The organism is Algoriphagus antarcticus, assembly GCF_002150685.1.
Taxonomy (GTDB): Bacteria; Bacteroidota; Bacteroidia; order Cytophagales; family Cyclobacteriaceae; genus Algoriphagus; species Algoriphagus antarcticus.
The window spans coordinates 1-21,642 of sequence record NZ_MSSW01000080.1 but is presented as its reverse complement, the minus strand read 5'-3'; the positions used below and the strand labels follow the sequence as shown (position 1 = coordinate 21,642).

Here is a 21,642-nt window from a genome sequence, read left to right as displayed (position 1 = left end):
TTCTAAATTCCCTCATGATACTCTCCAAAAAACGACTTGCTCATATTGTATTTGAGTCTGATGACTGGGCTTCTAAGACCTTCGATATCATACTCTTGTTTATGATTTTCGGGAGTATTTTCGTTGCAATTTTAGATTCGGTTGCTAGTCTTAGAGCTCAGTATGGTGAGACTTTTTTAATTCTAGAATGGCTCTTTACCATTTTATTCACAATAGAATATCTATTGAGGGTTTGGCTATCCAGAAAGCCTAGTGGATATATATTTAGTTTTTTTGGTATGGTGGATTTGCTTGCAATTTTACCTACCTATCTAAGTTTCTTTATAGTTGATTCCCAATTATTGACTGTGGTGAGAGCCTTACGTCTCTTGCGCGTGATCCGTATTTTGAAGCTTGGTCGCTATGTGGCGGAGGCAGAATATTTGACCAAATCGCTAAGAGGTAGTTCTCATAAGATTCTGCTATTCATAGGATTCGTAGTTGCAATAGTTTTAATTATGGGAACCTTTATGTTTCTCATCGAAGGCCCAGAGCATGGTTTTACGAGCATTCCTGTAGGGATGTATTGGGCTATAGTAACCTTGACTACGGTAGGTTTTGGTGATATCTATCCAGTGACGCCGCTGGGACAGTTTGTTTCTTCGCTTATTATGCTCCTTGGTTATGCGATAATTGCAGTTCCAACTGGGATTGTATCTTCCGAGATGGCTTCTCAGAAAAGAAAAGATGAAAAATCTTTGGGAGAAAATAGCTGTCCTAAATGTAGGTTCAGCCCAGTTCATTTGACTGATAATTACTGCAAAAACTGTGGAGAGAAGCTGTTTTAATCTCCCAGCTGTAGGAATTCCTGAATGTTTTTGATCTTTCCGAAAAGTAATAAGATGTCCTCAGCTTCGAACTTATATTCTGGAGTGACCACACCTATCACATTTTTGTGCGGAGTATTGATACCCAATAGATTCTTCTTTTGCTCTAGTTTTATGACAGTCAGTATATTAAGGTTATACTCTTTTCGAATGTCAGCTTCTGCTACAGTCATTTTTAAATAGCGTTTTGGCACCTTGACTTCCACGATGTTGTATTCGTCAGAAATTTCCAGTGAATCCAGCACTCCTTTCATCTCAAGTCTTTTAGCAAGTCTATCAGCAGTTTCTTCCTCCGGATGGATTATTTCATCCACTCCTATAGCCTGAATGACTGTCTCATGAAGGTCATTGATAGCACGGCCGATAATTCGCTTTGCTTTTAGCTGCTTGAAAATAGCTGTACTCATGATCGATGCTCCGATATCTTCACCGATGGCAATGATGACTACATCGGTATCTTTAAGAGGTAGATTTTTCACTGCAGCCTGATCTGTTGCATCCATTACGATTGAATGTGTGATGCTGTCCTTGATCACTTCTATTTTGCTTTCGCTGGAATCAATTCCGATCACTTCATGACCAAGATTAGTTAGACGCTTAGCCAGATAGCCTCCAAAGTTGCCTATGCCTACGATTATATATTTCATGTGGTATATTTATGATTATCCGCAATGATGCCAGTGGCCTTATCTTCTTTGCTTTAATGTACCGAAGACCCCTGCCTAATGTAAGGCGGGGATGACGAGTGGCCGAAGTAGCGTGATTGCTTGAGTTCACCCAATTCATTGATGCTTTTGTCTCTTTACTGGCAGAAAAGCGGATATACAAATAGTTGATAATTAATGATTACATGGGATTTGCATGGCTTTTTTTTATCCTCGCTGTGAATACTTCATTCATGCTCATTTCATGTGTTATTTTTTTAAGTTATAAATACGGTTTCCTCTGGATATTTGTAGCGTTGCTCACCTATTTTTCGCACGATTGCAACTAGAATAGTTAGTGTACCTACTCTTCCAATAAGCATAATGGCCATTAAAACTAATTTGCTACCTGTGCTTAATTGCGAGGTGATTCCCAGCGAGAGCCCGACCGTGGAGAAGGCACTGAATATTTCAAATGCAACATCCATTAAGGCCAACTCTGGATCTAATATCATCAATAATAATACACCTATTCCCATAACCAATACCGATAGGGATATCACGGCAAAAGCCTTATTGAGAGTCTCATTATTAATTTGTCTTCTAAAAACTTCCACTCTGGTTTTTCCGGAAGCAATACTAAAAGTATTGAGCATCGCAACTGCGAAAGTACTGGTCTTTAGTCCACCTCCAGTAGATCCGGGAGATGCGCCTATCCACATCAGAAAAAGGTAGATTAATATCGTGGGAACAGCTAATTCCCGCATATCCACGGTATTGAATCCTGCTGTCCTTGGAGTCACAGCCCCAAAAATTGTCGTAACAAATTTCCCATACACACTAAGTCCCTTCAGGGTGGAATTTTGCTCCGATATCGTATATACGATCATTCCTATGACAAGTAGGATTCCCGTCGTATAAATCACCAATCTAGTGTTGACGCTGGAAACGCGCGGAGCATGCCGGTATTTTTCTATTCCTAAGAGGCTTTTTACGCTTCCTATGATCACGTGCTTTAGATATGAATAGTAGTCTAAAACCACTGGAAAGCCAATTCCTCCCAGTACTATTGCCAATGCAATAGCTAAATGCATATTGTACGCTTCTCGAAAACCTTCTTCATACAGGCCATTACTCAGTGTAGAAAAACCCGCATTGCAAAATGCTGAAATAGCATGAAAAAGCGAGAAGAAAAGGTGATCACCTTGACCCGTAAACTGAGCTGAATCTGTGAAATGATAGATCATAAAAGCACAAATTCCTTCTACTAAAACCGTAAAAGAGATAATCTTAAATAAGGTCTTATAGATCTCATTTACATTGTTTTCATTGATATAATCACGGATGAACAGTCTGTTTTCTATAGAGTAGCTGCCCTTAAAAAAGAATCCGAAAAAGCTCGTGAAAACCATGATTCCAAGCCCTCCTATCTGGAACAAAATCATGATGACTACCTGACCAAAAAACGTGAAATCCTTAGCAGTATCCAGCACAATCAGTCCCGTGACGCAGACTGCCGAAGTCGAAGTAAATATGGCATCTATGAAGCTTATGCTGTCTGTACTAGCTTCAGGAAGGCTGAGAAGTCCTGCGCCCACTAAGATCAACAGGATAAATGAAAGAATAAATACAAGCGAAGGACTGAGTTTCAGCTCATTTATGGTGAGGCTGAACTTGCTGAGCTCTATAAAGAAAAGAATGATCACCAACCCATTTATAAGGTGATAATGCGCAGTGAAATCTAAAATCACTTGCGTCATTTCGTCTCCGAGTACATTCCATCGGATTAGCGCCGTGAGAATAAGTATAATCGAAAGGAGTAATTCAAGAAGCACCCGCGCAGGAAAGATGGATTTTTCTACCAATAGTACTTTAGCAAAGTAACCGAGTCCTATAAGGGTCAGCGAGATGTTGAAGAGTGTAGAAGTAGTGACTTGATCTTGAGGATCTATGGAATATCCCAGGTGAAAAAGTAAAATTCCAAAAGCGAAAATACTGCTGATCTGAACTACTTTTTCCTGCACCTTGATCACCTTCTTTATGAAGATGATGTTACGATCAGGATTGGAGAAAAATTTCAGCTTGAGGCTCATGCTTTGGAAATAGACTTTGAAGGGATATCAATCTTTCTTTTGGGACTTATTTCGCAAAATGTTGGAAATTCCTTCTCCAGGATACAAATGGAATTTCTTATCCAGATTTTGGGAAGAATAGATGCTGGATTTTCCGCTGAAAAGATACGCTATCAGGCATGCAATACCCAAAAAGATGCCTGATTCATAGCCAAATAATTCCATACCCATCACTGTACATGCCATTGGCGTATTGGTCGCGCCAGAAAAAACACCTACAAAACCCATTCCTGCCAGCAAGGCAAGCGGAAGTGGAATCCAGGTAGCAAGTGCGTTGCCCAGGGTAGCTCCTGTGAAGAATAATGGAGTGACTTCCCCTCCTTTGAATCCAGCTCCTAAAGTAAAGCTGGTCAGGCCGGTTTTTGCGAGCCAATCATACCAAGGAAGTGGGGTCTCAAATGCTTCTACGATCCGAGGAATGCCCAGACCAATGTAGGTAGTACTGTCCGAAAAATATACAAATGCTGCGATCAGGAGCCCGCCTATGACCGGGCGAAGTGGTGGATAAGTAATGTACTTTGAAAATTGATGAGAAAAAAAGTGAGTGCTTTGGGCAAATAATCTCCCAGAAAACCCAAAGGCTATTCCCGCTGGAATGACCCAAAGTAGGTTGACCAAAGTATGTGGAGGGACGAGATCTATAAAATAAGGAGTATGACCCACGCCAAATAGAGTCGCACAGACCCAATCGGCAACTAAGGCCGTCCAAATGGCTGGAAACAACGATTTCCAGCGGATTTCCCGATGAAGCATCCATTCTAAGGCAAAAATTGCACCTGCCAGCGGAGTTCCAAATACAGAAGCAAATCCACCGGCAACGCCAGCGATTAAAATGATTCTGCGGTCTCCTGGATCAAGGTTAAAATACTTGGTGAGTTGATCCGCCAACGAGCCCCCCATCTGTACGGCTGTACCCTCACGACCTGCCGACCCGCCAAATAAATGAGTCAAAATCGTCCCAAAAAGAACCAGCGGAGTCATTCTGAGCGGAATTGGCTTTTCAGTTTTATAAAGCTCATCGAGTAAAAGATTATTTCCTTTCACCGAAATTTCCCCATAACGGTAATAACTCCAGCCGATCACAAAGCCTGCTATGGGAAGCAAAGTAATGATCCAAATATGAGATTCTCGATAATCCGTAGCCCAATTCAACACCACAAGAAAAATGGCGGATGCAGAGCCAGAAAGTAAGCCAACCAAGAGACCTAAAATGATCCAGAGTAGAATATACCGAAAAAAAGAAGCGCTGTTCAAACTAGTATTTTCAAATAGTTAGCCCAAATTAGGAATAGATATTGAATTTAAAGAAGCATTCATAATCCTAAATCAATCTGAGAAGTTTAACTTATTTGGAAGTTTTGGGGTTATCTAAATACAAATCACCCAATTATGAAATCGAGCATGAGTAAAAATCGTAGAGAGGAATGATTAATTCTGGCGAGATTCCATATGGCCTTTAAAAAGTTATTATAATCATATGAAAAATATTCTTATTTCCGGAGGTTCTGGTCTTATTGGCCACAAAATTACCCAGTTGCTGGAACTGAAGGGATATTCAGTGGCTTGGCTCAGCCGATCCAAGCAAAAGCAAAGATCATTTATATGGGATGTGGAAAAGCAGACCATAGATCCAGCTGCAGTGGACTGGGCAGATGCTATCATACACCTGGCAGGCGCTGGAGTTGCAGACAAGCGATGGACAGATGAGCGTAAAAAACTTATTTTGGATTCCAGAATTCAAAGCACACGATTGCTCCATGATGCTGTGGAAAAAGCAACCTTGAAACCAAGTGCTTTTATATCTGCGTCAGCCGTGGGGTATTATGGGTTCAATACGGGCACTTCCCTGATGGATGAGACACAGGAAGCTGGCTCGGATTTTTTGGCTCAGGTGGTCGTTGCTTGGGAAAATGAAATGAAGAAAATGGAAGAACTTCAGCTGCGCACGGTGATGCTGAGAATAGGTATCGTGCTTGATGCAAATGGTGGAGCACTTGGCGAGATGATGAAGCCACCGATTACTGCTCCTTTAGGAAGTGGAGATCAGTGGATGAGTTGGATTGCTATTGAGGATCTGGCGAGGATGTTTGTGTTCGCTTTGGAAAAGACTACGCTTCAAGGAGTATTCAATGCAGTCGGTCCAAATCCTGCGACCAACCAGGAACTTACTCAGGCTGCTGCCAAAGCTAAGGGAAAACCTTATGTGGGAATTGGAGTGCCAGGCTTTGCGCTGAAACTAGCCCTTGGGGAAATGGCCGGAATGGTTTTGGGAGGCAATCGGGTTTCATCACAAAAGATCCAAAAAGCTGGGTTTGATTTTGAATGTCCTGAACTTACTGGGGCATTGAAGGAGATTTATGGAAAGGGATGAGCAATCGAGCTTATGCCTAGTGCAGGGTAAGCCTATATAAATTTTTATTTTAGGTAAAGGAGAATATTTAATTTCTTGAGCTTCGAAAGAGGTGTATAACCAGTCAACAAAGACATGTTTAGGTAAAAAGCTGTCGCTGCAATTTTTGCTTCAGGCACCTGGATTTTGTATGCTTTTCGAAATTCAACCACAATCTTCTTTATCTCTGAATTGATATCAACAATAGTAGAATTTTCCAATAATCAGCTTTCCCTCAGAATCTAAGCCATTATATCCCAATAATTCTAACTGAGTAACAAAAGAAACAAACACTGTTCTATTGTTCAAAAAATTAGCTAGAGTGTGATCACATGATAGCTAGTAAAGAGTGATGTTGAACTATCCCCATTCATTTCTCATCAACTTCTGAATGACTTATGGGTCTTTCTTTAGTGTTAGGCTTCCACAATATTTGTGAACATTAAAGTTTTTCTGGCTTTTAGCTTTGGATAGTGCTTTCTCAATTTTATCAGATATGATTATACGGAATCTTGCCAGTAGAAAATTTATGATCGAAAATCCATAGGCATATTGAATTCTGCTTTACTCCGGTCATCGGTCTTTCAATCCGTTAACCAAAGAGAATTCGCTTACTGGCAGAAAAAGCGTACATACAAATTATCAGATATGTATATCCTCACTTGCACCAGAAAAAGGCAAGGTCATTCGGTCATTCGTCTTCTGTCTTCCATCAAGTAAAGCAAAGAAATTATGGCTACTGGCATCATCGCGGGTAATCATAAATGTTTATCTCAAATCCTCTTCCCCCTACCGATCAAAAACCAAAGAATAGCCCCTACTAATGGAACCAAAACCACAATCACAACCCAGATCAATTTGTCGTTTGGGTTGGTAAACTTACCGCTCACCACATCGAAAATAGTAAATACGTAGATTATTAATCCAATAGCTCCTAATCCAAACATATCAAGAAGAGTAAGTGGTTTTCGTACCTTTTCCCAAAACTAAATAGACTATCGGACCGATTCCCTGCGCAAAAAGGAGAATTACAATCCAGATTATTTTCATGTTGGGGTCTTTGAATTCAGAGCGAATGATGTCCACTAGACAGTAAATCCACAATATGGCATATAGAATACCAAAAAGAAGGAAGATAATTATGAAGCCACCGCCCATATTTTGAATAAAAGAAAGGGTCATTTAGTTAGAAGTTATATTTTTTGAAAATTCGGGATTAAAATTACGTCTGTTTTTTCTGCTACTTCTCGCCATAGCCAAATAAAGAAATGTGCCGATAACTGGTGCCAAGAGAATGGCTAGTACGCATAAAAACTTGCTATGAGGCGCTCTAAATTCTGAGCGTAAAGCATCGAAAAGCGCATAAGCCCAGAAACCTAGGTAAACGAGACATAAAAGGAATGAAATTTGCCAAGTAAGTAGGCCTTCTCCGGGAGCTAATAAATCCATGTGTATTCTTCAATTATTTTAACCATTGAACCAAAATAGCTTTTTTTAAGGAATCAATGTACCAATTTAGCAAAAAGTTAAACACCCTCTCTCTATGAAAAAAAGTCTTCTTTCTCTGCTTTTGTCCTTTTTTGCGCTGTGTACTTACGCTCAGGTTGACTTAAGCTATTACCTACCCAAGGGATATACTTACGATGAATCCATCCCGACACCAAAGGAAGTGTTGGGCTATGAAGTGGGAGAATGGCATGTAAGTCATGATCAACTTGTGATGTACATGAAGGCTGTGGCAGAGGCTTCGGATCGTGTGACTTTCGAAGAAACAGGGAGAACTTACGAGAAAAGACCGCAGGTTTTGCTGACCATCACTTCTCCGGCTAATTTTGCGAAGATTGAGCAGATCAAAGCGGATCGGAAAAAACTTAGAGATTCGGGAGCTTCAGTAGATATTGAGAAAATGCCGGTAGTGATGTTTATGGGCTATTCTGTTCATGGCAATGAGCCCAGTGGTGCCAATGCTTCTCTTTTGGCAGCGTATCATTTTGCTGCCGCCAAGGAAATCGCCGGAGACTTGGACAACATGATTTTGCTACTGGATCCAGCTATTAATCCCGATGGCTTGAATCGCTTCGCGTCTTGGGTAAATACGCACAAGTCGTATAATATGAACGGGGATCCTAACAATGCGGAGTTTAACGAAGCTTGGCCACGAGGCAGAACTAATCATTATTGGTTTGACCTGAATCGTGATTGGCTACCGGTTCAGCATCCAGAGTCTAGAAATAGAGTTCGTGTTTTCCAAGAATGGCTACCGAATATCCATTTGGATTTTCATGAGATGGGAACAAACAGTACGTTCTTTTTCCAGCCAGGAGTACCGGCAAGAATGCACCCACTTACGCCGGTGAAAAACTTTGAGTTGACGAAGAAAATCGGAACCTACCATGCAAAAGCGTTGGATCAGATTGGCTCGATGTATTATAGTGAGGAGAGTTACGATGACTATTATTATGGAAAAGGCTCAACCTATCCGGATGTGCAGGGATCTATCGGGATTTTGTTTGAGCAGGCAAGCTCAAGAGGTCACTTGCAAGAAAGTGTAAATGGTATGTTGAGTTTTCCTTTTACCATCAGAAATCAATTCACGGCAAACCTTTCCTCCTTTCAGGCGGCTAAGGAAATGCGTCAGGAGTTGAATCAATTCATGAAGGATTTCTACAACGACATTCAAAAGGAAGTGGATGCGGATGTGAATAAAGCCTACATTTTTGGAAGTAAGGATGACGATGCGAGAAGCTATCATTTAGCAGATTTGATCTTGCAGCATGACATCAAAGTGTTCAGTCTGAATGATGATATTACTGTAAATGGGAAAGAATTTCAGCGCGAGAATTCCTACATAGTTCCAGCGGATCAGCCTCAGTATAGATTGATCAAGGCGATGTTCGAGACAAGAAATACATTTAAGGACAGCTTGTTTTATGATATTTCCGCTTGGACCTATCCTATGGCTTTCAATTTGGACTATATGGCGCTGAATAGTCAGATTTTGAACCTTGCAAGTGTGAATGAAATCTCAAAAAGTTCTTTGGCTTTGACTCCAGGAAAAGTGATTGGTGATGTGGGAGCTTATCAGTACGCGATGGAGTGGACGGATTATTATTCACCGAAGGCTGCATATAAGTTGATGGAAGCAGATTTTCAGGTTAGAGTCGCTACAGGAGAATTCTCCACAGCAGAAGGTAAAGAATATGGGCGAGGTACTTTGCTCATTGACAAAGGAGATAGCGGATTGGATGATCAGGCATTTTTCAACAAACTTTCTGAAATAGCCCTGGAATCCACGGTAGATATCTACGGGTTGACCACTGGATATACTGAAGGGCTGAATATTGGTTCTCCAAATATGTTGCCGCTGGACAAGCCGGAAATTGCCTTGCTGGTAGAGGGTGGCGTGGACAGCTACGAAGCAGGTGAAATCTGGCACTTGCTGGATCAGCGCTACGAAATGCCTATCACTCTGCTGCCAATGGATAGAATCGGAGGCAGCACGCTGGACAGATACAATGTTATTCTAATGCCAGATGGTAGATACAGTAGTTTGGGAAAACCTGGAGCTGCTACACTTAAATCCTGGATTTCGGGTGGAGGAACATTGCTTGCAAAAGGCGGAGCACTTCAATTCCTTTCTGAGAATGAAGTGGGGGATTTGAAGTTTCGTGATGGAGCTGAACCAGATTCTGCTCTTCAAAAAAGCTACTCAGATTATGAAAACGAAAGAGGGGCGAAAGTAACAGGTGGAGCAATTTTCAATGCGACACTTGACCTCACTCACCCAATCGGCTATGGTTATATCAATTCAGATATCCACACCTTCAGAAATGACAACCTATTCTTAGAGCCATCAGAAAATCCGTATGCAAATCCATTGGTTTACACAGATAAGCCGTTGGCATCAGGATATATTCATCCTTCAAATCTTCCGGGTATTGAGAACGGATCTGTGATTCAAATTTCTGGAGTTGGAAGCGGGCGTATCGTTGCCTTCGCTGATAATATGAACTTCCGGGCATTCTGGTTTGGTACCAATAAACTCTACATGAATGCCATCTTCTTTGGACAGGTGATCCAAAGTGGCACGACTAAATAAATACTCATATTTGAAAATCCCGAGCGAAGACTCGGGATTTTCTATTTTCAATATACTTAACTGTTCTATAATATTTTGCGTAAGCAAGCCTAATCAACTCTAAAAGCTAGTCTATGAATAGTTCTACAAAATTTTTGTTTGTATCGTTACTTCTATTGTTTGGAAATGCCTCCCTAGCCCAAGACATGAGTTTTGAGGAATACAATCCACCTTCCACCTTGAAAGTACCTGAGCATCCAGTAAAGCGGGCAAAATTTCCTTTTGTAGATATTCACAGCCATCAGGGCGGAGTGGACGAGAAGAAAATCGATCAGTTGATCTCCGAAATGGATGAGATCAACATGGGAGTGATGGTGAATCTAAGCGGGAGAGGCTTTGGTCGCGGAGATAGTAATACCCAGCAGGAATATATCAAAGGGATGATCAAAGAATTCAATACCCATGCTCCCGGGAGATTTATGGTTTTCACCAATCTCAATTTTGCCGGATTTGGGGATGAAAATTGGTCTAGGATAGCAGTGAAGGAATTGGAGGAAGATGTGGCCGCAGGCGCAAGTGGCTTGAAGATCTATAAAAGTCTTGGTCTGAATGTGACAGATGTAACTGGTAAAAGAGTTCCGGTAAATCATCCGGATTTGGATGCTGTCTGGGCAAAAGCAGGTGAATTGGGAATACCTGTGATCATTCACTCTGCCGATCCTGCCCAGTTTTGGCAGCCCGTCGATGAAAACAATGAGCGCTGGTTAGAATTGAAAATCAATCCAAATCGTAAGCGAGGAGCTGATAATCCAGCGCCTTTCGAGCAGATTATGGCTGAGCAACACGATATTTTTGCGAAGCACCCGGAAACGACATTTATCAATGCTCACATGGGCTGGATGGCCAATGACCTGGATGCGGCAAGTGCGCATTTGGAGAAGTATCCAAACGTGAATTTTGGGATTGGTGCTGTGATTGCTGAGTTTGGTCGCCAGCCGAGACGTGCCAAGGAATTTTTTGAAAAGTATCAGGATCGCGTTCTTTTCGGAAAGGATGCTTACAATAAAGAGGAGTTTTACACTTACTTCCGGGTGCTAGAGACTGAGGACGAGTATTTTCCTTATTACAAAAAGTACCATGCCTTCTGGTCAATGTATGGTTTGGGGCTTTCCGATGAGGTTTTGAAAAAATTGTATTACAAAAATGCGTTGCGGATTGTACCAGGAATGGATAAGACGTTGTTTCCGGATTGATATGGTTGGATTGGTAGAAGGGGCGAAAAATCTTTCGCCCAGAAAAGTTAGCAACCTTGTTAGCTGGTATTCAGAATTTTATTCGCATCGCTCTAAAGTGTCTTTCCTGTGAAATTGATATATTATGTTTTCCTATGAAAATTATAGTCTCATCATGAATACTACTATTGAATCCTTAATTCCTCATCGTTTCCCTTTCCTTTTTGTAGATGAAATTGTCAGTGCTTCTGCTGAAGAAATTATTGGGATTAAGACATTTAGCAAGAGCAATGATGCAATGCTTTTGGGGAGTTTTCCAGATTCAGGATTTATTCCGGGAATGATTTTAATTGAATCAATGGCTCAGTGTGGAGGTGCAGGAATTAAAATGCTTGGACTTGCAGATGGCTTTTTTGGGCTTGTGAGCATGGATAAAGTTAAATTCTTTAAAGGAGTAACGTATGAAACGGAAATCAAATACGTTGTAAAAAACATACGTGTGAGTGAACGTTTGATTAAACAAGAAGGTGTTGCTTATGTGATGGATGAACTTGTGGCAGAGGCTTCTTGGATCTGCGCTAAATTAAATAACTAAATTTTCGCAGACTGGCGGTGCGAATCATTATTCGTCCCTACATTCGCACATATTTTTCCATACCTATATATAAAGTTGTTTTACATATCCCTTTGTATATGTAAAGAAAATCGAATAATCTTTACATATGTCTAATGATATGTATAGAAAACCCTTGCTTTCTTTACATAAGGATCTACCTTTGTAAAGAAAATCGAAAAATCTTTACATATGACTTGGCTACTGACTCCTTTGCCTTACGAAGATGACTTGGAATCCAAGTCCATCCTCAAGCAACTTCCAGCTGCTCATGCAGCTTTGGCGGAGCTGAAAGGCTTGATTTATTCCATTCCCAATCACGAGATTTTGCTGAATACCTTGGCGATCCAAGAAGCCAAGGACAGTTCTGCCGTGGAGAATATTATCACCACACATGATGAGCTATTCAAGTCTGACTTGGAATTTGAATCCATGACTCCTGCGATCAAAGAAGTTCAGAATTATGTGGCGGCGATGAAGCATGGATTTGAGTTGGTGGAGAAGAAAGGATTGCTGACCAATCAGATCATATTGGAGATTCAAGAAATTTTGGTGGGAAATAATGCGGGTTTTAGAAAGCTTCCCGGCACGGCGCTGAAAAATGCTCAGACTGGAGAGACTGTCTACCTACCTCCGCAAGATGCCGATGAGATCCTTGCGCTGATGTCAAATCTGGAGCAGTTTATCAATCGACCAGAACTAAGCGATTATGATCCGCTGGTGAAGATGGCTATCATTCACTTTCAGTTTGAGAGTATCCACCCGTTCTATGATGGAAATGGACGGACAGGAAGGATTATCAATATTTTGTATCTGATTTTGGGTGGATTGCAGAAGATTCCAATTCTGTATCTCAGTAGCCATATCATTCGAAACAAAGCGGATTATTACAGGTTACTTCAAGGAGTCCGAGAAAATGGGGATTGGGAAAATTGGTTATCTTATATGATATCGGGAGTGGAAAATACTGCTCGTGAGACAATTATTTTGATCGAAAACCTGAAAGTTCTGATGGCAGAAATGAAGATTCAACTACGTGACAATTACAAGTTTTACTCTCAGGGGCTGCTGAATAATCTCTTCAAGCATCCCTATACTAAGATTGAGTTTATCGTGCGAGATCTGGGCGTATCAAGAATCACCGCTGCCAATTACCTCAATAAACTTGCGGAGGATGGCGTACTTCGAAAGGAGAAATTGGGTACGGGAAATTACTATGTGAACGAGAAGTTATTTGCGCTGCTGACAGTTAGACCTTAGATCCATGAGCAAAGAAATCCAGCAAAAGAAAACCAGAATCAAAGCGACGCTGAAATATCTCGTCGTCTTGGTTCTGATATTGCTGGTGACGATTTTTCAGGATTACCTCCATTCACGGTATAATGATTACTCGTTTTACGCATCAGAGTCCTTCCTTTTCAATACGTTCTGGATCCTGATTTTGCCAGTGGCTCTCATCCTGAATCGTGTTTTTAGTAAGGTTTTGGCACTTGCCAAGATTCCTGTTTTGTTGGTGAAGAGACTACTTTTTGTTTTGCTCGCTTCCATTTTTCACATGCTGCTTTTTGCGGGGTTGGTGCATTTGGTTTCTGCACTTTTCTATGAGCATACCTTTACTTTCCTCAGGAATTTGAGATACACGGTCTCAGAGGATTTGTACAAATACTTGTTGATCTATTCGGTGATTGCTTTGGTGTTGATACGAAAAAAGAAGCCAATCAAAGAGGAGAAATCTAATTCAAAATACATAGACCAGCTGATTGTAGGTTCGTCAAGGATAAAAACTGCGATCAAAACTTCGGACATTTTCTATATAGCAGCGGAAGCTCCTTACATCGCCATTCATTCTTTAGACAGAAAACACCTTCATACAGCCACACTCAAATCGGTTTTGGATCAGCTGGATCCTGAGAAGTTTGTGAGAATTCATAAGTCCACTATCGTAAATCTCACCAAAGTTATTTCATATAAATCTCGCCTAAATGGGGACTATGATATCCAGCTTTCCAATCAACAGGTACTCCGATTGAGTAGAAATTATGTGGATAACTTCAAGCATAGATTTTCTGCATTGCAATCGTCTTGACCTACTTTTCCCTCAGCTTAGCGTAGTCGATTTTTTACCAAAATAACTTTTATCAACCTTTTGGAAAAAAATCTGAAGATGGACAACTACATATTAGTACTACTCTTTTTGCTTTCCATTTCTTGCCAGGCGCAAACTCCCGCTGATATAATTGTCGGTGGCCCTTGCGAAGGCTGCGAAGCAATCTTTGAGTCGGGAGACAAGAAATTGAGCTCGATTGATACGCTTCCGCTCTTTTTGGAAAACGAGTCCAAGCTAAAAATCACTGGCAGTGTATTTCAAAAAGATGGAGAAACACCCGCGGCTGATGTGATTATCTATATTTATCATACCAACCGGAAAGGCGTTTACCAAACCAAAGGAGATGAAACGGGCTGGGCAAAGCGACACGGGTTTATTCGAGGTTGGGTGAAGACGGATGCTGCCGGAAGCTATACTTTTTACACCTTCCGGCCAGGTGCATATCCAAGTAGGGATGAGCCTGAGCATATTCATATCACGGTAAAAGAGCCCGGAAAAACTGCGTATTACCTAGATGAATATGTGTTCGCAGATGACCCACTTTTGACAAAGGAAAAGAAAAGGAATTCGGACAATCGAAGCGGCTCAGGGATAATGAATCCTGTTCTTGAGAATGGAATGATGACAATTCACCGTGACCTTATTTTGGGCTTGAATATTCCTGATTATGAGTAAAGGGATAGCTTACTTTCTGGTTGTACTGACTTTTGTCTTAAATGAAGAGAAAGTTAGCCATGATTCTCGAATTGATATTGCGGACACTTTTCATTCAACTTTCGCATGCAAAAGCGATACGGTAGAAATTGATCTTATCAAGTCCAAGATTTTATGGAAAGGGACGAAAATGATGGGAATGGGAAAGCACGAAGGGGAGATTGCAATTCAAAAAGGGTTTCTTCTCTATCAGAATGATGAACTGATTGGTGGAGAAATTACAGTAGATATGAAAAGCATTACCGTGACTGATATCCCGGCCAGTGACCCCATACCTATCAGGAATCTTACCAATCACCTTAAAAGCTCAGACTTTTTTGATGTGGATAAGTACCCTCTTTCTCATCTCAATATTCGCAAAGTTCAGAAATCTCAAGGCAATAAATTGCTCGTCACAGGCTCGCTTACTATCAAAGGAATTTCAAATAAGGTTTCTTTTGGGGTGGAAAATGTAGGAAGGAATCATTTCATAGCCAACCTTCAAATTGATCGCTTTGAATGGGATATTGCCTACAAGGGAAGTTGGGTGGACCGCACCTTGGTCGATCGAGAAATAGAGCTTAAGGTAGAAATAGTATGTAAATGAGCGATTGTTTTATTTTATTGAGGTTTAAAATAAGTCAAACTCAATTGGATCAATTCAATCACAAAAATCAAAACTCTGGAATTAATGGTGCTAGGCTACTTGGAATATGCCTCATCTCTGCAGGGCTGATTGTTTTGCTTGTTCCAATTTTTATTGACGTGAGCACAGATTCTCAGAAAATAGGTCTAGTTGGAGGTGGGGCATTTTTGTTTGGAATGCTTTTGATTTCTATCTATTCAGGAATACGTATTGATTTTCGCAGTAATAGATTCAAGGAATATAAAAGTGTCCTCTGGTTCAAATTTGGCCAATGGGAAGAGTTACCGAAGATCGAGCATGCGGAATTGATTCTTCATAGTTTTCGAAGTACAAATACTCCGAATGGGATTAGTCCCACACTCTCGAGGGAAGTCACGATCTATAAATGTGTATTACTTGCAAATGGCACCAAATTTTTAGCGCTTGATTTCAGTAAAGAGAAAGATGCAATAGCTGCTTTGGAGGAAATAAAGGAGAGGTTGGAGATTTGAAAAAATTGCAGCTTACTTATTGGGAAAATTTCGCAGATTAAAGGTGGAATAACTTTTTCCGCTCCATTCGATATAATTTCACTACCCTACCTTCTTTCACATCAATTATTCCGGCTTCAATTTCAGCAAGATTTTTTGGATTATCGAAATAAGGGTCATTGCTTAGAGAAAGATTAGTATCGCTTGTAGCTAAATCCTTTTCTAAGAAATCAACTTTGAATGCCTACGCAAGTTTTTTAAAGGCTTCAAATATTTTCTCATTATCTGTTGAATCTCAATCGTTTTCATAGTTCAATTGTCCGGATTATCGGATGTGGAGATTCATTACCTTTCTTTTTCGTACATTCTCACCATATTGACTGAGTTACTTTAAGCGCTTTGTAGGATCCGTAAATGATCACTATAATAGCTTCAATATAGGTGTGGGGAGTAGTTTTCGAAATTAGCTTTCAAAACCAAGCATTATGAATGGATATAAATTGAAATCATAAGTTCAGAAACAGATTGCTTCTGTCTCCTACCTCGACATCGCAATGACGGTAACAAGAGAGCACTGATTTTCCCGAATCTACTTAGGGGAAATCAGTGCTTTTCTGCTTAAAACTTCAAATTTAACCCCAGCAAAAAGTTGGTCCCGGCCATTGGATAGAAGTAATTCTCAGTCACCAATTCCTTTTGTCTTTCTCCAGGTACGAAATAGCTGAAAGTATAGCCGTTTGGCTCATACAGCTCATTGAAGATGTTATTAACCAATAGATTTAGCTCTAAACTTTTGAAGAACCTCGGCTGAACTTGATAGCTTATTCGGATATCATTGGTGAAAAAAGAATCCAAGTATCTTGCATCGTTGCTAGTATTATCCAAGAATTGCTTTCCTACATATTTTGACATCCAATTCAGAGATAGATTATCCACTGGTTTAAATTCTACGATGGCAGACGCGATCGTATTGGGAGAAAAAGCAATGTCTGCATTTTCATAAGTCAGCGCTTCCTGCTGGAACTCCTCGGTGCTATAATCATCGATGTATTCGGTGAATTCCTTGATCTTGTTTTGGCTCAATGTCAAGTTTCCTCCTACTGTCAGCATTTTGGAAACTTGGTAAGCCCCGGAGAGCTCAATACCTGCACGGTAAGAATTGGCTACGTTTTCGCGTATATAAGCTCCTACATCATTGATTTGGCCAGTCAAGATCAATTGATCTTTGTAGTCCATGAAGTAGAAATTTGCATTATAATTGAATTTGCCTTTTTGAGCCCTCACACCAGCCTCAATATCATTCAAGCGCTCCGGTCTTGGGATTTCTGTGATTGGATTATCAGTAAAATCCGATCGTTTCGGTTCACGGTTTGCAACAGCATAGCTTGCATACCAAACTTGGCCGTTACTTCTTTCATAGCTTAACCCAAATTTCGGATTGAAGAAGGTGTAGCTTTCCTGACCATCAACGATTCTTCTGTCGTCATTGACTCCGAAGAAGGAGTAGTCGATACTCCGAACCTGCAAATCACCAAAAAGATATAAGCCGGAGATAATTTCATGAGTAGCTTTTAGATAGATATTGCGATCGTCTTTTACCGCATTGTTGTCGTAATAACGATCACGGATATTGGTTTCTCCGGCGATTCTTGCCCACGTGATTTCGCCAAAGTGATCACCGTCGTATCTGTTGGCACCACCACCCAAGATTACATCCCATTTTCCATCGTCAGAAATGTAATTGATGGATGCAATCCCGCCAAAGAAGTCATTGTCTAGCCACCTTCTTCGGATGATATCGGTGCTTGAAATCATTTCACCGCCAATTTCTACATCAGGAAGTCCATAACTTGCAAAATCATCATCTGCTCGGAATTGCTCATAATATCCACGACCGTAGGTGTAATGAAGTGCAGCATTCGTTTTCCAGTTAGAACCTATTTTTCCGGTGTAGATCAACTGATAATGATCTTGTTGGTAATTATCAGTTTCATTGTCGTAGGTATAATAGTTGAAAGTCCGATCATCCTCCAATTTGGATTCTGGAAGCCCATACCATGCTTGATAGGTTTGTTCTTTTCCAGAGAAAACATTCAGTTTTACCACGTGATTTTCTCCATAATAGCCTCCCGAAACAAAGAAGGATTTGAGATCCGAAAATGCCCGATCCACATAACCATCTGAAGTGATTTTGGAAAGGCGTGCATCTACTGCAAATCGATTATTGAGCAAGCCTGTTCCTGCCTTTACTGTATGTCTCCAAGTGTTGAAAGAACCGGCGGAATTGGATATTTCAGCATAAGGTTCGTCCTGACGTGTGTCAGTTTGGAAATTTAAGCTTGCTCCAAATGTTGCTGCTCCATTAGTGGAGGTGCCTACTCCGCGTTGGATTTGGAGATTATCCACTGATGATGCAAAATCAGGCATATTGACATAAAAAACGCCATGTGATTCGGCATCATTCATCGGAATACCATTGACTGTAACATTGATTCTGCTCTGATCCGATCCCCGAATACTCATGCTGGTATAGCCAATCCCTGCTCCGGCGTCTGAGTTAGTGACTACCGAAGGCGTGAAATTTAAGAGAATTGGGATATCCTGACCCAAGTTTCGTTTTGAAAGCTCCGCTTTATCGATTGTTTGGAAAGTAGTTGGAGTAGTCGCCGAAGCTCGTGTGGCAGACACGATGAATTCTTCAGTTAGCAATTCAGTGGGATTCAACCTAACCGTCAATTCTTCCGATTTGGGAAGTGTCAGACTTTGCTGAAGAGTTTCAAAGCCTACAAAAGAAACGCGAAGCTGGATTTCTCCTGTCTGCAGTTTGGAGATAGTAAAATTTCCATTTTCATCGGTTACTGCCCCTCGACCTTGTTTTTCTGTCCAGACGGAAGCACCGAATAATGGTTCTCCGGATTTTGCATCCAGTACTTTTCCACTAAGGCTTTGCTGAGCCCAGCTTGAAATGGCGGCAAGGCAAAAAGCCAAGCTAAATAATACTTTTTTCATGTGTAATAATTCCCTTGTGGGAGATTGAGTGAAACATGAGAAAGCTCTAGGGAAGCTCCCCGTTATTGTTTACCCTGTGGCAATGACAAAATCGAAAATCCAGAAGGGTACCGCTTCGGTTGTTTGATATTGTTTGTTGCTACGCTTGTTCATTTCCCTTCGCCGGCATTACCCGGATCAGGTCGTATGGGTATGATCTCAGCCCGTTTTGTTAAGGCACCCCCTATGATCTATGAGCAAAGGTAATGGGGAAAAGTTGCTTAGCAAATTTGCGGATTAGAAAATTAATCTGGTTAAATCTCAATTAGTCGGTTTGCTGGAAGTCTTTCAGATCAATTCTTTTACCCTTCTCTCAAATCTTTTTCATAAATTTCCAATCAAACCCCATTAACCTATGAAAATCTACAAACTGCCATCAGGCACACTTTTGAATCATGAGAATCAATCATTTTTAGGACCAGTATTAGATTGGGATGTATTGCTGGCGCAAGAAAATCTAAAAGATCATCTAAGCTCTGAATCCAAATCTTGGAAAATGGTTTCTTCTAAAGAAGCGGATGAATTACTTGCAAAAGGAATTTTGGCTCCAATGGGAAATCAGGAAATCTGGGCGGCCGGAGTGACTTACTACCGCAGCAGAACTGCCAGAATGGAAGAATCTCAGGATGCCGGCGGAGCGGATTTCTACGATAAAGTGTACAATGCTGATCGACCAGAGTTATTTTTCAAAGCGACTGCCAGTCGAGTTTCTGCTCCTGGAGCGGCCGTAAATATCCGTAAGGATTCTACTTGGGATGTGCCTGAGCCGGAATTGACTTTGGTGATTTCACCATCTGGAAAAATCCAGGGATATACCTGCGGAAATGACATGAGTAGCAGAAGTATTGAAGGAGAAAACCCACTTTATTTACCTCAAGCTAAGGTTTATGCAGGTTGCGCAGCGATTGGGCCTTGTCTTTTTATCACAGAAAAAGCCATCGAAGAAACTGCCAATATCAAATTGGAAATCTATAGAGATGACGTGTTGGCTTTTACCGGTGAGACTGCTTTGACACAGTTGAAGCGCAAGCCACAGGAATTGGCAGCTTGGCTTTTTCGAGCGAATACCTTCCCGATTGGGTGTTTTATGATGACAGGAACGGGTATCGTGCCGGATGATTTTACATTGGCCGTGGGAGATAAGGTGAGGATCAGTATTGACGAGATCGGGATGTTGGAGAATGGGGTGGGAAAAATATAATTCAAATATACCCGCAACCACATTCGCAATGCCTACCTATATGGATGCCTTACGAAGGTTGTTGCGGAAGCACAACCGTTATGGGCAAGGCTAACAGACCGCAACAACATCGACAATGACAGACAATTTTACTATAGACCAAATCAGAGATGAAATAATAAAATTCAAAAATGACCCTGACTTTCAAAAGTTGGAAAATTTTTATTATTCAAAATCATTCTCAGAAATTTTGGGAGTAAGCAGACGAGAAATAAGTCACAGCGGTTTCCTTGCTTGGTTACTCGGAAATTTGGAAAGTCATAATTTGGGTGAATTTCCAATCAAAAAGTTTTTAGACATTATTTTAAAATTCAGTAATGACAAGTTAAAAACTAAACACAGCGACCTTTTTAATTCATTTGTTACAGAAGATTACTTAATTGAAAGACTATTCATTAAGTCTGAATACGCAATTAAAAATGTTGGTAGGCTTGACATTTACATTGAATTGACACTTTTAATTGCAGGAAAAACAAAAAACATCAAGTTAGTAATTGAAAATAAAGTTGAAAGCAGAGAGAACAATGACCAAACGAACAGCTACTTCAATTTTTTTAACCCAACAGAAAATGACGACAACATTGTAATATATGTTTACTTAACACCAATTTCAACACTTGAACTCATAGAATTGACCGAGCCAGAATGCAACTGTAAAGCGTTTATTCAAATTAACTATCAATCAATTGTCGATTATTTGATTGAACCTGCTTTAAATCAAAACATTTCGACACGAACACAAAATATACTAACTGAATATTTAAAATCTTTAAGCCAGCCTTCAATAGACGAAGAAGCGGACGGACATAAACAAGAATTAATTATGGCACTTGGAAACGAAGAAAGAAAACTACTGTCAAGTTTTTGGGAGAAAAACCAAAAATTAATTTTAGCATCACTTTATGCAATAAGTTCTGACCCAGAACAAGAAAAAGACACAAGAGACAGCATCAGAGAAGCACTTGACAGTTTATCTTCTGACAAAGACCGAAGCACATATAACATCAAATATGATGGTTCAGCATTTAAAAGAAACTTTAAAAAATCTGACATTGGACTTCAAACAATAAACTTGTTAAATGCGAAAGGCTTGATTGACCAGAACATTATCAATTATCTTAAAGAAGATAAAAGTTGTAGTTTTCTTCTACTAAAAAAGAAAGAAGACTTTACCGAAACGGAAATTAAATACAGAAAGTACAAAACTAATGACGCACCTGAATTAATTTTCAACGGAGAAGAATTTTATGTTGCAAGAAATTGGGGAATTGGAAATATTCACAAACTCATAAATAAGTTTACGGACAAATTCCCTGGACTTGAATACGAAACAAATTAGTACCGGACAAAGAAGCCCAGCCCATAACAGGCGTTTGGCAAAAAAGCGGGTTCAGTGCTTAAATGAAGCTTTGTGCTCTGTATCAAGTTCAGTGCTGGCAGACAGTTTAGTGCTTCGAAATCCGCTTCTTCGCCAAGCGCCAAAA

General features: G+C 40.5%; 19 protein-coding genes and 1 riboswitch. Of the genes, 12 read left to right on the top strand and 7 right to left on the bottom strand.

The features are described from left to right. The first annotated feature begins 14 nt into the window (after nt 1–14). Entirely contained in the window at nt 15–827 is an 813-nt protein-coding gene (locus tag BVH04_RS21840) for an ion transporter (protein ID WP_086543584.1), read from the top strand. Here BVH04_RS21840 and BVH04_RS21835 read toward each other — a convergent pair. The 3 genes from BVH04_RS21835 to BVH04_RS21825 form a co-directional block, all read right to left on the bottom strand. Continuing rightward, entirely contained in the window at nt 824–1,513 is a 690-nt protein-coding gene (locus BVH04_RS21835; protein ID WP_086543583.1) for a potassium channel family protein, read from the bottom strand. The two genes, BVH04_RS21840 and BVH04_RS21835, sit on opposite strands and share 4 nt — an antisense overlap. 275 nt (nt 1,514–1,788) lie before the next feature. After that, on the bottom strand, nt 1,789–3,603 hold the full coding sequence (locus BVH04_RS21830) for a TrkH family potassium uptake protein (protein ID WP_086543582.1): 1,815 nt from the start codon (nt 3,601–3,603) through the stop codon (nt 1,789–1,791). 27 nt (nt 3,604–3,630) lie between these two features. Next, complete coding sequence (locus BVH04_RS21825) at nt 3,631–4,896, bottom strand: voltage-gated chloride channel family protein (protein ID WP_086543581.1); 1,266 nt, start codon at nt 4,894–4,896, stop codon at nt 3,631–3,633. Between the two features lie 223 nt (nt 4,897–5,119). Between BVH04_RS21825 and BVH04_RS21820 the strand changes: the two genes are divergently transcribed. Then, the gene (locus BVH04_RS21820) at nt 5,120–6,013 is read left to right on the top strand and encodes a TIGR01777 family oxidoreductase (RefSeq protein ID WP_086543580.1); all 894 of its coding nucleotides are present in this window, start codon (nt 5,120–5,122) and stop codon (nt 6,011–6,013) included. A gap of 791 nt (nt 6,014–6,804) precedes the next feature. Here BVH04_RS21820 and BVH04_RS21810 read toward each other — a convergent pair. The 3 genes from BVH04_RS21810 to BVH04_RS26730 are packed head-to-tail and all read right to left on the bottom strand — an operon-like array spanning nt 6,805 to nt 7,480. Then, nucleotides 6,805–6,978 carry a PLDc N-terminal domain-containing protein gene (locus tag BVH04_RS21810; protein WP_086543578.1) on the bottom strand — a complete coding sequence of 58 codons (174 nt, stop codon included), beginning with the start codon at nt 6,976–6,978 and terminating at the stop codon, nt 6,805–6,807. Between the two features lies 1 nt (nt 6,979). Beyond that, complete coding sequence (locus tag BVH04_RS21805) at nt 6,980–7,213, bottom strand: PLDc N-terminal domain-containing protein (protein ID WP_240511020.1); 234 nt, start codon at nt 7,211–7,213, stop codon at nt 6,980–6,982. Next, entirely contained in the window at nt 7,214–7,480 is a 267-nt protein-coding gene (locus BVH04_RS26730; RefSeq protein WP_086543577.1) for a PLDc N-terminal domain-containing protein, read from the bottom strand. A 94-nt stretch (nt 7,481–7,574) separates the two neighbouring features. Between BVH04_RS26730 and BVH04_RS21795 the strand changes: the two genes are divergently transcribed. From BVH04_RS21795 to BVH04_RS21760, 8 genes are all read left to right on the top strand, one after another. Then, entirely contained in the window at nt 7,575–10,130 is a 2,556-nt protein-coding gene (locus BVH04_RS21795; protein ID WP_086543576.1) for a M14 family zinc carboxypeptidase, read from the top strand. Nucleotides 10,131–10,243: 113 nt separating this feature from the next. Then, entirely contained in the window at nt 10,244–11,362 is a 1,119-nt protein-coding gene (locus tag BVH04_RS21790) for an amidohydrolase family protein (protein WP_116116544.1), read from the top strand. A gap of 154 nt (nt 11,363–11,516) precedes the next feature. Then, nucleotides 11,517–11,936: a 3-hydroxyacyl-ACP dehydratase FabZ family protein gene (locus tag BVH04_RS21785; protein WP_086543601.1), complete on the top strand. Its 420-nt coding sequence runs from the start codon at nt 11,517–11,519 to the stop codon at nt 11,934–11,936. 210 nt (nt 11,937–12,146) lie between these two features. Further along, nucleotides 12,147–13,214, top strand: a complete 1,068-nt coding sequence (locus BVH04_RS21780; protein ID WP_086543575.1) for a Fic family protein — start codon at nt 12,147–12,149, stop codon at nt 13,212–13,214. A 4-nt stretch (nt 13,215–13,218) separates the two neighbouring features. Next, the gene (locus BVH04_RS21775) at nt 13,219–14,040 is read left to right on the top strand and encodes a LytR/AlgR family response regulator transcription factor (RefSeq protein WP_086543574.1); all 822 of its coding nucleotides are present in this window, start codon (nt 13,219–13,221) and stop codon (nt 14,038–14,040) included. A 78-nt stretch (nt 14,041–14,118) separates the two neighbouring features. Beyond that, nucleotides 14,119–14,736 carry a dioxygenase family protein gene (locus BVH04_RS21770; RefSeq protein WP_086543600.1) on the top strand — a complete coding sequence of 206 codons (618 nt, stop codon included), beginning with the start codon at nt 14,119–14,121 and terminating at the stop codon, nt 14,734–14,736. Next, on the top strand, nt 14,729–15,361 hold the full coding sequence (locus BVH04_RS21765; RefSeq protein WP_086543573.1) for a YceI family protein: 633 nt from the start codon (nt 14,729–14,731) through the stop codon (nt 15,359–15,361). The genes BVH04_RS21770 and BVH04_RS21765 overlap by 8 nt, the downstream gene beginning before the upstream one ends. Beyond that, complete coding sequence (locus tag BVH04_RS21760; protein ID WP_116116546.1) at nt 15,358–15,891, top strand: hypothetical protein; 534 nt, start codon at nt 15,358–15,360, stop codon at nt 15,889–15,891. Before BVH04_RS21765 ends, BVH04_RS21760 begins: the two co-directional genes overlap by 4 nt. A 597-nt stretch (nt 15,892–16,488) precedes the next feature. Here the strand turns inward: BVH04_RS21760 and BVH04_RS21755 are convergent. Further along, the gene (locus BVH04_RS21755) at nt 16,489–18,879 is read right to left on the bottom strand and encodes a TonB-dependent receptor (protein ID WP_086543571.1); all 2,391 of its coding nucleotides are present in this window, start codon (nt 18,877–18,879) and stop codon (nt 16,489–16,491) included. Nucleotides 18,880–19,016: 137 nt separating this feature from the next. Next, nucleotides 19,017–19,113: riboswitch (TPP riboswitch) on the bottom strand. Nucleotides 19,114–19,273: 160 nt separating this feature from the next. Here BVH04_RS21755 and BVH04_RS21750 point away from each other — a divergent pair. Continuing rightward, a complete protein-coding gene (locus BVH04_RS21750) occupies nt 19,274–20,119 on the top strand; it encodes a fumarylacetoacetate hydrolase family protein (RefSeq protein ID WP_086543570.1) in 846 nt (281 codons plus the stop codon). 115 nt (nt 20,120–20,234) lie between these two features. Further along, the gene (locus BVH04_RS21745; RefSeq protein WP_086543569.1) at nt 20,235–21,497 is read left to right on the top strand and encodes a PDDEXK-like family protein; all 1,263 of its coding nucleotides are present in this window, start codon (nt 20,235–20,237) and stop codon (nt 21,495–21,497) included. The last annotated feature ends 145 nt before the right edge of the window (nt 21,498–21,642 follow it).